Source organism: Streptomyces muensis (genome assembly GCF_021474425.1).
Classification (GTDB): domain Bacteria; phylum Actinomycetota; class Actinomycetes; order Streptomycetales; family Streptomycetaceae; genus Streptomyces; species Streptomyces muensis.
Genome location: NZ_JAKEIP010000286.1, coordinates 1 through 14247, shown reverse-complemented (window position 1 = coordinate 14247; position 14247 = coordinate 1). Strand labels below are relative to the sequence as shown.

Genomic DNA, 14247 nt, shown 5'->3' with positions numbered 1-14247 from the left:
GCCCCTACCCGTCCCATCCCTGGGGGCTCCGCCCCCAGACCCCCGCTGTCGGCCCTCCGGGCCTCGTCCTCAAACGCCGGACGGGCTGAAAGACCTCAGGGGCGCGGGGAACTGCGCGACCAGCCCCCACCGGCCCGCACCCGAAGAACGACCCCCGGGGTCGAAGGGGCGGAGCCCTGGGCTAGGCGCGGGTCAGGGAGAGGAGGTCTCGGGCCGGGCCCACCGGGCGGTGGCCCGTTGGCCACACCGCTCGGAGGTCGCGCGCGAGGGACACGTCGGCCAGGGGCACGCTGACCAGTCGCCGCATCGACAGCTCCTCCCCCACGGCGAGCTCACTGAGCACCGCCGGCCCCGCCCCGCTCACCGCGGCCGCCTTCACCGCGGTGGTGGACGACAGCTCGATCAGCGGGCGCGCCAACCCGCCCAACGCCGCGTCCAGCACCTGCCGAGTACCCGACCCCTTCTCCCGAAGGATCAACGGGGTCACCGCCAGCTCCGCCCCCGCGAGCGGACGTCTCCGCCGCGCCCAGACATGCCCCGGCGCCGTCACCACGATCAGGTTGTCGTGAGCGATCACCACGGAGTCCAGCCCCGTCGGAACACTCACCCCCTCCACGAACCCCAGGTCCGCCTCGTCCGCCAGCAACCGCTCCGCGACCGCCGCCGAGTTCCCGGCGAGCAGCGACACCGCCGTGTCGGGACGCTGGGCGCGCAGCGCGAGCAGCCACCCCGGCAGCAGATACTCCGCGATCGTCATGCTCGCGGCCACCCGAAGCCGCGAGTCACGCCGGTCCCGCAACGCCTGCGCCCCGGCGTCGAACGCCTCCGCCGCCTCCACGACCCGCCGCGCCCAGTCCGTCACCAGCGCCCCGGCGTCCGTGAGCCGGGAACCCCTGGGTGACCGGTCCACCAGCGCCACCCCCAACTGGCGTTCCATCGACCGGATCCGGCTGCTCGCCGCCGGCTGGGTGATCCCCAGCTCCCGCGCCGCCCCACCGAGACTGCCGAGCCGGGCCACCGCCAGCAACAGCTCCAGCGCGCCGAGATCCGGGACCCGATGTGCCAGGGATCCCGCGCGAAACTGCCCCTCCGCCGACTGAGTCATAAGCCCAGTTTATGTCGCCATAGAGGCAAACTCCCTGGTGGGAGATGACAGACCCCACGACGCTCATCACATGGTCACCGCAGTCCGTCATCTCGGACCCAACTGGTACGCCGCCGTCATGGGCACCGCCGCCGTCGCCACCGCCGGAGCCGGGCTGCCGGTCCAGCTCCCCGGCCTGCGTACCGTCTGCACGGTCGTCTGGGCGCTCTCCCTGGTCCTGCTGCTCACCCTCCTCGCCGCCCGCGCCCTGCACTGGACCCACCATCGCGACCAGGCCCGCGCCCATCTCCTCGACCCGGCCACGGCGCCCTTCTACGGCTGTCTGTCGATGGCCCTGCTGGCCGTGGGCGGCGGCGCGATCACCGTCGGGGCGGACTGGATCGGCGAGGAGGCGGCGGTCGTACTCGACGCCCTGCTCTTCAGCGCCGGTACGGCCGTCGGGCTGGCGGCCGCCGTCGCCGTCCCGTACCTCATGGCCGTACGCCATCGCGCGGAGCCGTCACAGGCCACGCCCGTATGGCTGCTGCCGCTCGTCGCGCCCATGGTGTCCGCCGCGCTCGGCCCGCTCCTGGTGCCGCATCTGCCGCCCGGCCAGGCCCGGCAGACGCTGCTCCTGGCCTGCTTCGCGATGTTCGGGCTCAGTCTCCTGGCCACGCTGCTGATGCTGCCGCTGGTCTTCGCCCGCCTGATCACCGGCGGCCCGCTCCCCCTCGCCCTCACTCCGACCCTGTTCCTGGTGCTGGGCCCGCTCGGTCAGTCGACCACCGCCGTCGGCATGTTCGCGGACGTCGCGCCGGGCGTGCTCCCGCCGCCGTACAGCGACGGCTTCGGCCTCCTGGCCGTCCTCTACGGCGTCCCCGTCATGGGCTTCGCCCTCCTGTGGTCCGGCCTCGCCGCCGCCCACGTCCTGCGCGCCCGACGGCACGGCATGGGGTTCTCGATGACGTGGTGGGCGTACACCTTCCCGGTCGGCACCTGCGTCACCGGCGCCGAGGCCCTGGCCCGGCACACCGGACTGGTCGTCTACGAGGGGCTCGCCGTCGGCGTGTACGGCGTACTCGTCGCCGCCTGGACCGTCACCGCCGCGCGCACCGCCCAGGGCCTGCTCAACGGCACGCTGCTCGCAGCGCCGCGCCCAGCACCGTCGGCGCCTCGACCAGTGACGGCCCGTACCACGTCAGGTGCCGTCCGCTGACCAGGGCGCAGGGCAGGCCGGGGAAGGCCTCGGGGCCGTCGTCGGCGGTGAAGCGGTAGGGCTCGTCGGGCAGGACGACGACATCCGGGGCCGTCGCCCGCAGGTCGTCCAGGGGGATCCGGGGGTAGCGGTCCTCATGGGTCGCGTGCAGGTGGTCGATGCCGAGGCGGTGCAGGACGTCGCCCGCGAAGGTGTCGCGGCCCAGCACCATCCAGGGGCGGCGCCAGATCGGGACCACGGCCGTCGTACGGAGGGACGGGACCGGCAGCGACGACCAGGTCTCCTCCGCCTCGTCCAGCCAGCGCGGGCGGGGCGTCGCCCCGCAGGCGTCCAGTACGCGGGCGAGTTCGTGGAAGGCCTGCGGTACGTTCCGCACCTCGGTGACCAGGACCTCGACGCCGGCCGCGCGGAGGGCGGCGAGGTCGGGCTCACGGTTCTCCTCCTCGTTGGCGACCACCAGGTCGGGGGCGAGGGCGATGATCCGGTCGACCTTGGGGTTCTTCGTGCCGCCGACGCGGGTGACGTCCAGGTCGGCCGGGTGACCGCACCAGTCCGTCGCGCCGACCAGGATGCCGGGGGCCGACACGGCCACGGCCTCCGTCAGGGACGGCACCAGCGACACGACGCGCATCAGCGCCCCGGCCGGTCCCGGACCGCCTCGATGTGCTCGGCCACCGCGACCACGACCACCCGCGTGTCCGGCACCGTCGCCCGCCAGCGGTGGCGCACCCCGCCGGTGAGGTACAGGGTGTCGCCGCGGCCCAGGCGGTAGGCGCGGCCCTCGGCCTCGATCTCCACGGCGCCGTCGGCGACGTACATCAACTGGTCGTTGCGGTACTGGAATTCACGGCCCGCGTCATGGTCCCCGGTGAACTCCGAGGCATGCATCTGGTGGTGACCCCGCACCAGGGACCGCGCCCGTGGTTCCGGCGCCAGCTCGGTGGTCTCGGCGCGGACCACGTCGACACTGCACGCCGGGTCCGCGGCGGCGAGGAGTTCGACGGCGGTCGTACGCAGCGCGTCGGCGACCTTTTCGAGGGAGCTCCTGCTGGGGCGCGCCCTGTCGTTCTCGACCTGGCTCAGGAAGGGCACCGACAGGCCGCTGCGCTCGGAGACGACGGCGAGGGTGAGGTCCAGGGCACGGCGTCGCCGACGCACGGCCGCGCCCACCCGAAGTGGCTGTTCTTTGTGGTCGCCCATCGCTCCGGCTCCCTCCTTCGCTCGTCGGTCCGCTGTCCTCGCGCCCGTCGCCCGGCGCACACCTTCTGTTGAGTTCTCTGCACCCTACGCATGTTCGGCAAACCGTTTCATGCGCCCGTCACATCGACGACACGTCAGGGGGAGTACGACCCATGGGTTCGCGCCAGCCGGATCGGCTCCTAGACGCGTCGGCCGCCGTCGCGCCACCGCTGACCCCCGATCAGCACCAGTATCCCGTGTTCATTTCAATGCTGCGGCGGCTTTCCGTGTTCCCTGGTGGGCGCGGGTGGAACGCCTGGTCGGGGAGGGAGTGGCGGAGAGGGTCGAGGGCGTGGCGTAGCGCTCTGTGGTTGGCCGGATCCTTCCCGTAGGCGCGGACGGGTCCGGTCCGGTTCCTGGCCGGCGCAACGCGAACGGCACCGGGTGCGGGATGCACGTGATCGCGCGTCCCGCACCCGGTGCCGTTCCGTCTCGTGCCTATCCCGCCACAGGCGCCAGCTCGTCCTCGATCCCGGGGTGGGCGTCCATCCAACGGCGTGCCGACTCCTTCTCGTTCCCGGCGCCGCCCTTCTGGATCTCCACCTCCAGTGAGGCGAGTTGCTCCTCGGTCAGCTTGAAGTTCTTGAGCCAGCCGCCGAGTTCGGGGAACTCCTGGCCGAAGCCCTTCTTGGCCACCGTGTGGATCTGTTCGCCCTTGCCCCAGGCGCCCTCGGGGTCCTTGAGCTTCTTCAGGTCGTACTTGCCGTACGCCCAGTGCGGCGACCACAGGGTCACCACGACCGGCTCCTTCTTCTTGATCGACCGGTCCAGCTCCGCCAGCATCGACGACGTGCTGGAGGACACCACCTTGTACTCGCCCTCAAGCCCGTACGCCTTCAGCACCGACTTGTTCAGCGTCCCCATCATCCCGGCACTCGCCTCGATACCGATGATCTTCCCGCCGAACTCCTTGCCCCGACCCTTCAGATCGGCCAGCGAATCGACACCCTTCACATACGAGGGAACCGTCAGCTCCAGCGACGTCGGCCCGTACCAGGAGCCGAGGTCGTCCAACTTGCCCTTGAAGCGGTCGACATACTCCTTGTGCGTGGTCGGCAGCCAGCCGTCCAGCTGGACGTCCATCTGCCCCTGCGCGAGCGCGGTGTAGAGCGGGCCGGGGTCGAGCTGCTTGACGTTCGGCTTGTAGCCGCGGTCCTCGAGGATGTTCTGCCAGAGGTAGGTGGCGGCGATGGCCTCGTCCCAGGGGAAGTAGCCCATGTTCACGGTCTTGCCCGCGTCCTTGCCCTGGGCCTTCGCGGCGCCGGGGACCGGGGCGAGCTTGTTCACCAGGCCGGGGTTCTTCTTCAGCCAGGCGCGGACACCGTCCTGCTCATGGCCTTCGCCGGCGGCGCGGATGTCGTTCTCCAGGCCGGTCAGCTGCTGCTCGGTGAGCTTGAAGTCCTTCAGCCACTTCGCGACGGTGGGGTCCTTCTCGGCGAAGCCCTTGTGCGCGACGGTGTGGATCTGTTCGCCCTCGCCCCAGGCACCCTCGGGGTCCTTGAGCTTCTTCAGGTCGTACTTGCCGTACGCCCAGTGCGGCGACCACAAGGTCACCACGACCGGCTCCTTCTTCTCGATCGACCGGTCCAGCTCCGCCAGCATCGACGACGTACTCGACGACACCACCTTGTACTCGCCCTCAAGCCCGTACGCCTTCAGCACCGACTTGTTCAACGTGCCCATCATCCCGGCACTCGCCTCGATACCGATGATCTTCCCGCCGAACTCCTTGCCCCGACCCTTCAGATCGGCCAGCGAGTCCACACCCTTCACATACGACGGAACCGTCAGCTCCAACGACGTGGGCCCGTACCAGGCGCCCAGGTCGTCGAGCTGGGCGCTGTACTTGTCCCAGTACGCCTTGTGCGTGGTCGGCAGCCAGGCGTCGGTCTGGAAGTCGATGTCGCCGCGGGCCACGCCCGAGTAGAGCGGGCCGGGGTCGAGCTGCTTGACGTCGGTCTCGTAGCCGCGCTGCTCCAGCAGCTCCTTCCACAGATAGGTGGTGGCGGTGCCCTCGTCCCAGGGGATGTAACCGATGTTGATCTTCTTGCCCTGGCCGACGTTCGTGCCGGCCGAGGCCTCCTTGCTGCTGCCGGAGCCTGCCAGGTTCATGCCGCCCGCGACGAGCGCGAGGATCACGACACCGATGACCGCGACAGCGCCGCCCGGCTTGTAGTGCGCGAGCCGGAAGCGGCCCGCTGCGGCGACGGCCGCCTTGGCCGCGGCCCGGCGGCCGAGCGGGGAGACCCGCCGGCCCAGCGCTCCGGTCATCCGGTCCAGGTACATCGCGAGGATGACCACGGCGACCCCGCTCTCGGCGGCCAGGCCGACCTTGAGCTGGGTGATCGCGGAGTAGACCTGCTCGCCGAGGCCGCCGGCGCCGGCCATGCCGCCGATGACCACCATCGACAGGGCCAGCATGATGACCTGGTTGACGCCGGCCATGATCGTCGGCAGGGCGAGCGGCAGCTGGACGCGGGCCAGGGTGCTGCGCGGGCTGGTGCCGAACGCCTCGGCCGCCTCGATCAGCTCGCCGTCGACCTGCCGGATGCCCAGCTCGGTCATGCGTACGCCCGGGGGCATGGCGAAGATGATCGTCGCGAGGAGGCCGGGGGTGGTGCCGACGCCGAAGAACATGACGCCGGGAATGAGGTAGATGAACGCCGGCATCGTCTGCATGACGTCGAGCACCGGCCGCAGCTGGGCGCTGACCCGTTCGCTGCGGGCGGCCCAGATGCCGAGCGGTACCGCGAGGACGATGGTGATGACCGAGGCGACGAGGACGAGCGAGAGCGTGTCCATCGCGTCGTCCCACAGGCCGAGCGAGTCGATCAGGGCTAGGCCGACGAAGGCCAGCGCACCGGGCAGCAGGCCGCGCAGCCAGCACGCGATCACCGCGAGGACGCCGGCCATGAGCAGCGGCTCACCGCCGCCGAGGACGGTGTCGACAGCGTCGTACATGCCGCCGAGCACGGTGTTGACCAGGTCGAACAGCCAGGTCAGATGGGACTGGAGCCAGCCCACCAGGTCTTCTATCCAGTCGCCGAAGTGGAGCCTAGGCATTGGCGATCACCTTCCCGTCGCGGGTGCCGCGCGGGTTGTCGCAGGGCGCGGGTTCGCCCTGCTGGTCGCCGAGGAAGCCGATCAGGCGTTGTCTGGGGACGCGGCCGACGAGTTTCCCCTTGTCGTCGAGGACCGCGACGGCGTGCGTCAGCCGTGCGCTGATCGCGCAGAGCTCGGTGAACGGGGTGTCCGTGGTCGCGGTCTCGCAGGCGCAGCCGATCTCGTCGCCGTCGGTGTCCTCGTCCATGACGGCCGCCGCGGTGAGCACCCGGGAGCGGTCGACGTCCTGGATGAAGGAGGCGACGTAGTCGTTGGCCGGGCGCAGGAGGATGTCCTCGGCCGAGCCGGTCTGGACGATACGGCCGTCCCGCATGACCGCGATGCGGTCGCCCAGGCGCATGGCCTCGTTGAGGTCGTGGGTGATGAAGACGATCGTCTTCTTCAGGGTCTGCTGGAGCTGGAGCAGCTGGTCCTGCATGTCGCGGCGGATCAGCGGGTCGAGCGCGCTGAAGGACTCGTCCATGAGGAGCAGGTCGGCGTCGGTGGCGAGGGCGCGGGCGAGGCCCACGCGCTGCTGCATGCCGCCGGACAGCTCGTCGGGCCAGGACTTCTCCCAGCCGGCCAGTCCGCACAGGGCCAGCGCCTCGCCGGCGCGCTTCTCGCGCTCGGCGCGGGGCACGCCCTGCACGGCCAGACCGTAGGCGGCGTTCTCCAGCACGCTGCGGTGCGGGAAGAGCGCGAAGTGCTGGAAGACCATGCTGATCTTGTTCGCGCGGACCTCGCGCAGTTCCCGGTCGCTGATCGCGGTCAGGTCCTGGCCGTCGAAGCGGACGTGACCCGCGGTCGGCTCGAGGAGGCCGTTGAGCATGCGCAGCAGGGTGGACTTGCCTGATCCGGACAGGCCCATGACGACGAAGATCTGGCCTGGTTCCACGGTGAAGGAGGCGTCGATCACGGCGGCGGTGGTGCCGTCGGCGCGCAGCTCCTCCCGGTCGGCTCCTTCGCGGAGCCGTTCGACGGCCTCGTCCGGTCGTCTCCCGAACACCTTGTACAGGTGCTCGGCCTCAAGCCTGGATGACACGTGTACCTCTTGTCTCGACGGCAAAGGAAAGGGAGCGACTGACGCAACAGTTGCGCAGGGGGCGTCACTCCGGGTCGGCGCCTGCCCTGGTTGCCCGGACACAAACGCACAAGTGGTCCAGCCCACACAAACCTCACGGGGTGGCAACGCGCTGCTGACCAGGGAGCCACTGTCAGTGCCGTACGGCATGATGCGAGGCGTGACCGGACGACTGATGCTCCTCGACACCGCCTCGCTCTACTTCCGCGCCTACTTCGGCGTCCCGGACTCCGTGAAGGCCCCGGACGGCACGCCGGTGAACGCCGTGCGCGGGCTCCTCGACTTCATCGACCGCCTGGTCAGGGACCACCGCCCGGACGCGCTGGTGGCCTGCATGGACGCCGACTGGCGACCCCAGTGGCGGGTCGACCTGATCCCCTCCTACAAGGCGCACCGCGTCGCCGAGGAGCACGAGGTGGGTCCGGACGAGGAGGAGGTGCCCGACACGCTGTCGCCGCAGGTGCCGGTCATCGAGGCGGTCCTGGACGCCCTCGGCATCGCGCGGGTGGGCGTCGAGGGGTACGAGGCGGACGACGTCATCGGCACCTTCACCGGGCGGGCGAAGGGCCCGGTCGACATCGTCACCGGCGACCGGGACCTGTACCAGCTGGTCGACGACGCGCGCGAGGTCCGCGTGCTGTACCCGCTCAAGGGCGTCGGCACCCTCCAGCTCACCGACGAGGCGTGGCTGCGCGAGAAGTACGGCGTCGACGGCCGTGGGTACGCGGATCTGGCGCTGCTGCGCGGCGACCCGAGCGACGGTCTGCCGGGGGTGCCCGGCATCGGCGAGAAGACGGCGGCGAAGCTGCTGGCCGAGTTCGGCGACCTGGCCGGGATCATGGCGGCGGTCGACGACCCGAAGGCGAAGCTCACGCCCTCGCAGCGCAAGCGGCTGGACGAGTCGCGGCCGTACGTCGCCGTCGCGCCGACCGTGGTGCGGGTCGCGGCCGATGTTCCGCTGCCCGACGTGGACACGACGCTGCCGCGGGCGCCCCGGGATCCGGCGGGGCTGGACGAGCTGGCGCTGCGCTGGGGGCTCGGCGGGTCGCTTCAGCGGCTGCTGGTGACGCTGGGGGCGTGAACGGGCCGAGGGGCAGAGAAGGCACGAAGGGCGTGACGGGCGCGAAGGGCGTCCGGGGCGGGTGAATGGGGATCGTGGCGCGGGGAATTCGTACCGTGCGTGCGTCCGCGTGCGCGACATGCGCCCTTTCATGAACGAGTCATGGCGGCAATCTCCGGGACGAGGTGCTAACTTAGGTAAACCTAAGCTTGGAACGAGGGAGGCCAGTGATGGCGCTACGCCCTGCCCGCAAGCCGCGGAAGCCCCACACCGCGCAGGTCGTCCGGACCGAACGGCTGACCCCGCACATGCAGCGTGTGGTGCTCGGTGGCGAGGGACTCGCCGACTTCGCGGCGGACACCTGCACGGACCACTACGTGAAAATGCTGTTCTCCCCCGACGGCGTGAGCTATCCGGAGCCCTTCGATCTGGAGCGCATCCGCGAGGAGCTGCCGCGCGAGCAGTGGCCGGTGACGCGGACCTACACCGTGCGGGCATGGGATCCCGAGCACCGTGAGCTGACGCTGGACTTCGTCCTGCACGGCGACGAGGGCCTGGCCGGTCCGTGGGCGATGCGCGCCCGGCCCGGCGAGACCGTGCGCTTCATGGGCCCCGGCGGCGCCTACGCCCCCGACCCGGCCGCCGACTGGCATCTGCTCGTCGGTGACGAGAGCGCGCTGCCCGCCATCGCCCGCTCCCTGGAGTCGCTGCCCGACGGCGTCCCGGCGTACGCCTTCGTGGAGGTCGCCGGGCCCGAGGAGGAGCAGAAGATCGACTCCGATGTCGAGGTCGTCTGGCTGCACCGCGGCGCCCGCCCGGTCGGCGAGGCGCTGGTCGAGGCCGTACGGGCACTGGAGTTCCCCGAGGGCCGGGTGCACGCGTTCGTGCACGGCGAGGCGCACTTCGTGAAGGAGCTGCGCCGGCTGCTGCGGGTCGAGCGCGGTGTGGCCCGCGAGGACCTGTCGATCTCCGGCTACTGGCGGCGCGGCCACGACGAGGACGGCTGGCAGGCCTCCAAGCGTGACTGGAACGCCCGGATCGAGGCCGAACAGGAGGGCGCGGCGCCGGCCGCGTAGCCCTGCGTAGGTACGCGCAGGGGCGGCACCTGGAACACCGTTCAGGGTGCCGCCCCTTTTTGCATGCCCGGATGCCGCGACGTACGCGCCCCCTCGGCTGCCGCGAAGACGCCTGGTACGAGCGGCGCACCGGGCACAGGGGGCGTGAGACCGCGCGACCGGCGGCCTGGAAGTCCGCTCCGTGCGCCGGGATGTACACCCTTTCCCACGGCCGGAAACCAACGCATGGTGCGAAGAGGTGGGCTGTCAGGGAGAGTTGACGGCATGAGGGTGTCGCATCCGGGGCCCGTGGGGGTGGTGTCCCGAGGTCGATCGTTCGACGATACGTATCCGTTCCGGAACGGTCACCCGCGTTCAGCTGTAACCAGCCTCGGACAGTTGACTAAACCGGTAGGCGCACTGGAAGGTGGACGAGATCCACGACCGCGTCGCCGACGCCGCGGTCGTGGCGGTGGTGACCACCGATTATCTGCGCCGTTCGGCGGTCGTCTCGAAGGCCTCGGCCGACGACACGCCCCGGCACGCGGTTGACGAGGTCCCGCTCGACCGGTTCAGTCAGCGGGCCCCCTTCGTACACAAGTCAGCCACGCCGCAGTCGCAGCGTACGGAGCACAGCGCGTAGTTCATGGTTTCGGTCGACTCCGTCACCCGGAGGGCAACATGAAAGGCTCTGCTCCCGCCCGGTCGGCGCGCCTCATCCCGGCCCCCCGCCATGCCTGTCGGCGGCTCGAACTCGTCCCCGGAAACCTCGATTCCGTGTTCAGCCCCGGCCGACAGGCCTGCGAACGACTGCTCATGCCAGGTCTTGATCACGCGACGGGAGATCAGCACGATGAGCACATCCTCGCTCCATCCACCCTCTACGTGGCACGAGAATCCGAATGCCGACCTGCTGCGTCGCGACGGCGACGCGTGGACGTACGGCATGGACCTGCTGCCCCTGTCGGCCGACCCTGACGAGTGGTCGGCCATCCGGCTCCCCGAGTGCGCCGCGTGGTGCTATCCCGTAGCCCCACGGGACGAGCTGTTCCTGCTGTACCACGTGTACGCGTGGATGTTCGCGCTCGACCTGCTGTTCGTGCGGACGTTCAAGGCCGATCGCGACCTCAAGGGCGCACGGACCATGGTGGACCGGCTCGCCCGGTTCATGCCCCTGGACGGCACCGCCCGCACGATGCCGAAGCCGGAGAACCCCATCGAGAAGTCCCTGGCCGACCTGTGGCTGCGGCTGACACCGCACCGGTCGGCGGCTTGGCGGCGCGACCTGTTCAACGCCCAGATGGACTACGCCGACGGGCAGGTCTGGGAACTGGAGTGCATGTGGGACCGGCGGGTCCCTGATCCGGCCGAGTACCTCGTCCGCCGCCGCGCCTCCTACGGCGGCCCCGTCGGGGTCTGCCTCGCCGAGCACGTGGCAGGCGCCGAGGTGCCGGTGCGCGTGCGCCGCTCCCGGCAGTTCCGTGCGCTGATGGACGCCTGGACGGACATCCAGGCACTCCACAACGACGTCCGTTCGTACCGCCGGGAGGTCGAGCACGAGGACGAGACGTGCAACTCCGTCCTGGTGTTCGCCGGGTTCCTGGACATCTCGGTCGACGAGGCCGCGACCGCGGTCACCCGGCTGCGCACGGCCAGGCTGGCGGAGTACGAGCACCTGGAGAGCACTCAGCTCCCGGCGCTCTGCGAACAGTTACAGCTGGGCGGCGACGATCGTGAGCAGCTCTCCGCCGTCATGAAGGCGCTGCGCGACCACCTCTCCGGCTTCCACGCCTGGCAGAACAGCGCGCGGCGGTACCAGGCGCCCGCTCCGGGGCTCGGCTCGTCGGAGATACATGGATCCTGACCGTCCCCGGCGCCTCGCCCCGCTGTCGGTGCGACCTCGTACGCTTGATCGTGATGAGACGCCGCACCCCGCCCCCGCCCTCTCCCCTGCCGCAGCGCGACGGGGTGGATCCGGTGCGGCTGCGGTTGCCGGCCGGGGACATGTGGGCGACCGTGCGGGATCATCTCGTGGCGCGGCTCGCGGCCGGGCCCGGGGTGATCGACACCATGCTCGACGAGGGACGGATCGTGGACGTCACCGGGCGTCCGGTGACCCGGGACACGACGTATGCGCCGGGGATGTTCGTGTGGTTCCACCGGGAGCTGCCGGACGAGGAGCGCGTACCGTTCCCGCTCGACGTCGTGTACCGGGACGAGCATGTGGTGGTGGCCGACAAGCCGCACTTCCTGGCCACCACGCCGCGCGGCAGCCATGTCGCCGAGACGGCCCTGGCGCGGCTGCGGCGGCAGCTGGGAATCCCGGCGCTGGGCGCCGCCCACCGCCTCGACCGGCTGACGGCCGGGCTGGTGCTGTTCACGGTGCGGCCGCAGGAGCGCGGGGCGTACCAGTCGCTGTTCCGCGACCGGCTCGTGGCGAAGGAGTACGAGGCGGTGGCCCCGTACGACCCGACGCTGGCTCTGCCGCGCACCGTGCGCAGCCGGATCGTCAAGGAGCGCGGGGTGCCGGCGGCCCGCGAGGTCCCGGGCGAGCCGAACGCCGTGAGCCGGGTCGAGCTGCTGGAGCACCGGGACGGGCGTGCCCGGTACCGGCTGACACCGAGTACCGGGCAGACGCACCAACTGCGGGTGCACATGAGCGCCTTGGGAGTGCCGATCCTCGGCGACCCGCTCTATCCGGTGGTGACCGCCCCCGTGGCGGTCGGTGACTTCCGGCGTCCGCTGCAACTGCTGGCGCGGACGCTGGAGTTCACCGATCCGATCACGGGGCGCGAGCACCGGTTCGTCAGCCCGCGGGTGTTGCGGGCCTGGTCGTCGTACGACGAGTGGGCCGGATGACTCCGGCGCCGCGGCCGCTCACTCGCCGCCGCGCCACCAGCGCAGGAAACGCCGCAACAGCCTCGGCCGGCCGGAAGGTTCGGTCGCCGGGGGCTGCGGCGGCGTCGGGACGGCGGCCGCAGGGGCGGGCTGCTGGACCGGCGGCTGCGGCTGGGGCGGGCTGAACGACCGGTTGGCCATGTGCTGCGCGGACAGCGGGTGCGTGGGGCCCATCGCGTCGTCCTGCTGAGGCTTGGGCGCGAAGTGCACCGGCAGGTCCACCAGATGCCGGTTGGAGATGGTCTCCCGCCAGCGCAGCTCGTCCTCGTCGCAGGAGAGCTCCACGTCGGGCAGGCGGGTCAGCAGCGCGTCGACGCCGACGTCGGCGATGGCACGGCCGATGTCCTGGCCCGGGCACTCGTGGGGACCGCCGCTGAAGGCGAGGTGCGAGCGGTTGCCCTGCATGTTGGCCTTGGTGTCGGGACGGACCCGCGGATCGACGTTGCCCGGCGCGATGCCCAGCAGCAGGCCGTCGCCCTGGGCGATGCGCTGACCGCCCAGCTCGGTCTCCCGTTTGGCGAAGTAGGCGATGATCGCGCTGAACGGCGGCTCGTCCCACAGGGACTGCTCCACCGCCTGCGGCACCGTCATCTGTCCGCCGCTGAGCTGCGCGCGGAACCGGGGGTCGGTGAGCACGACGCGCAGCACGTTGGCGAGGAGGTTGGCGGTGCTCTCGTAGGCGATGATCAGGACGAGCCGCAGGTGTTGGCTGACCTCCTCGTCGGTGAGCCGCGCCGGGTGGTTGATGAGATGGCTGGTGAAGTCGTCCTTGGGGGCGGCCCGGCGTTGGGCGGTGAGCCGCATCAGGACGCCCATGATGTACTCGTTGCTCGCGATGGCGGTCTCGGTGCCCTTGGGCAGGTCGCGGGCGGCCTGCACGATGCGGTCGTTGTACTCCTCGGGCATGCCGAGGATCTCGCACATCACCATCATCGGCAGGCGCTCGGCGAACTGGCTGACCAGCTCGGCCTCGCCCTGCTCGCAGAACTGGTTGACGAGGTACTGGGTCGCGCGGTTGATGTGCCGGCGGACACCGCGGTGGTCGATCGTCGACATGGCGCCGATGACCGCGCCGCGCAGCCTCAGGTGCTCGTCGCCCTCGGCGTGGCAGCACAGGGGCTGCCAGGCGAGATGCGGCATGAGCGGGTGGTCCGGCTTGACCGTGCCGTCCTGCAGGGGGATCCACAGCCGGGTGTCACGGCTGTACTGCGAGGGGGTGCGCACCATGTGCATGTTCTCGGTGTGGCCGAGCACCACCCAGACCGGCACGTCCTCGTGCAGCAGGGCGGGGGCCACCGGGCCGTGCTCGGCGCGGAGTTTTTCGTACACGGCTCCCAGGTCCTCCGCGTCGGGGCCGTACAGCCGGCGCAGTCCGCCGGGGCCGATGCCGTGCGCGGGGCAGCCGGGGGGCGGGACGGCCGTGGGGTCGTCCGTACCGGTCGGGAAGAGGGATTCAGGCGTCACGATGGTCGCTCCGAAGCTGAGGTGAATCCGGTGTACGGAGGGTGGGAG

12 protein-coding genes are annotated in these 14247 nt (G+C 71.0%); 6 read left to right on the top strand and 6 right to left on the bottom strand.

Translation table 11 applies throughout. The features are described 5' to 3' along the window. Window positions 1-181: 181 nt before the first annotated feature. On the bottom strand, window positions 182-1105 hold the full coding sequence (locus L0P92_RS37805) for a LysR family transcriptional regulator (protein ID WP_234767606.1): 924 nt from the start codon (window positions 1103-1105) through the stop codon (window positions 182-184). Between the two features lie 70 nt (window positions 1106-1175). Between L0P92_RS37805 and L0P92_RS37800 the strand changes: the two genes are divergently transcribed. After that, a complete protein-coding gene (locus tag L0P92_RS37800) occupies window positions 1176-2300 on the top strand; it encodes a TDT family transporter (protein WP_234767605.1) in 1125 nt (374 codons plus the stop codon). On the opposite strand, the gene L0P92_RS37795 is transcribed toward L0P92_RS37800, so the two are convergent. The 4 genes from L0P92_RS37795 to L0P92_RS37780 all read right to left on the bottom strand — a co-directional run bounded on the left by L0P92_RS37795 (window position 2212) and on the right by L0P92_RS37780 (window position 7683). After that, window positions 2212-2931 carry a helical backbone metal receptor gene (locus L0P92_RS37795; protein WP_234767604.1) on the bottom strand — a complete coding sequence of 240 codons (720 nt, stop codon included), beginning with the start codon at window positions 2929-2931 and terminating at the stop codon, window positions 2212-2214. The genes L0P92_RS37800 and L0P92_RS37795 overlap by 89 nt on opposite strands. Further along, window positions 2931-3500 carry a helix-turn-helix domain-containing protein gene (locus L0P92_RS37790; protein WP_234767603.1) on the bottom strand — a complete coding sequence of 190 codons (570 nt, stop codon included), beginning with the start codon at window positions 3498-3500 and terminating at the stop codon, window positions 2931-2933. Before L0P92_RS37790 ends, L0P92_RS37795 begins: the two co-directional genes overlap by 1 nt. A gap of 477 nt (window positions 3501-3977) precedes the next feature. Further along, window positions 3978-6602, bottom strand: a complete 2625-nt coding sequence (locus L0P92_RS37785) for an ABC transporter permease/substrate binding protein (protein ID WP_234767602.1) — start codon at window positions 6600-6602, stop codon at window positions 3978-3980. After that, window positions 6595-7683 carry a quaternary amine ABC transporter ATP-binding protein gene (locus L0P92_RS37780; protein ID WP_234767600.1) on the bottom strand — a complete coding sequence of 363 codons (1089 nt, stop codon included), beginning with the start codon at window positions 7681-7683 and terminating at the stop codon, window positions 6595-6597. The genes L0P92_RS37785 and L0P92_RS37780 overlap by 8 nt, the downstream gene beginning before the upstream one ends. A 190-nt stretch (window positions 7684-7873) precedes the next feature. On the opposite strand from L0P92_RS37780, the gene L0P92_RS37775 reads away from it, so the two are divergent. The 5 genes from L0P92_RS37775 to L0P92_RS37755 all read left to right on the top strand — a co-directional run bounded on the left by L0P92_RS37775 (window position 7874) and on the right by L0P92_RS37755 (window position 12696). Beyond that, entirely contained in the window at window positions 7874-8803 is a 930-nt protein-coding gene (locus L0P92_RS37775) for a 5'-3' exonuclease (RefSeq protein ID WP_234767608.1), read from the top strand. A gap of 209 nt (window positions 8804-9012) precedes the next feature. Then, window positions 9013-9858, top strand: coding sequence for a siderophore-interacting protein (locus L0P92_RS37770; RefSeq protein ID WP_234767599.1), 846 nt, complete (start codon window positions 9013-9015; stop codon window positions 9856-9858). A gap of 406 nt (window positions 9859-10264) precedes the next feature. Beyond that, a complete protein-coding gene (locus L0P92_RS37765) occupies window positions 10265-10480 on the top strand; it encodes a DUF6192 family protein (RefSeq protein WP_234767598.1) in 216 nt (71 codons plus the stop codon). A gap of 210 nt (window positions 10481-10690) precedes the next feature. After that, window positions 10691-11701 carry a terpene synthase family protein gene (locus L0P92_RS37760; RefSeq protein WP_234767597.1) on the top strand — a complete coding sequence of 337 codons (1011 nt, stop codon included), beginning with the start codon at window positions 10691-10693 and terminating at the stop codon, window positions 11699-11701. A gap of 53 nt (window positions 11702-11754) precedes the next feature. Continuing rightward, the gene (locus L0P92_RS37755) at window positions 11755-12696 is read left to right on the top strand and encodes an RluA family pseudouridine synthase (RefSeq protein WP_234767595.1); all 942 of its coding nucleotides are present in this window, start codon (window positions 11755-11757) and stop codon (window positions 12694-12696) included. 18 nt (window positions 12697-12714) lie between these two features. Here L0P92_RS37755 and L0P92_RS37750 read toward each other — a convergent pair whose 3' ends face one another. Continuing rightward, window positions 12715-14199 carry a cytochrome P450 gene (locus L0P92_RS37750; protein WP_234767594.1) on the bottom strand — a complete coding sequence of 495 codons (1485 nt, stop codon included), beginning with the start codon at window positions 14197-14199 and terminating at the stop codon, window positions 12715-12717. Window positions 14200-14247 lie beyond the last annotated feature (48 nt).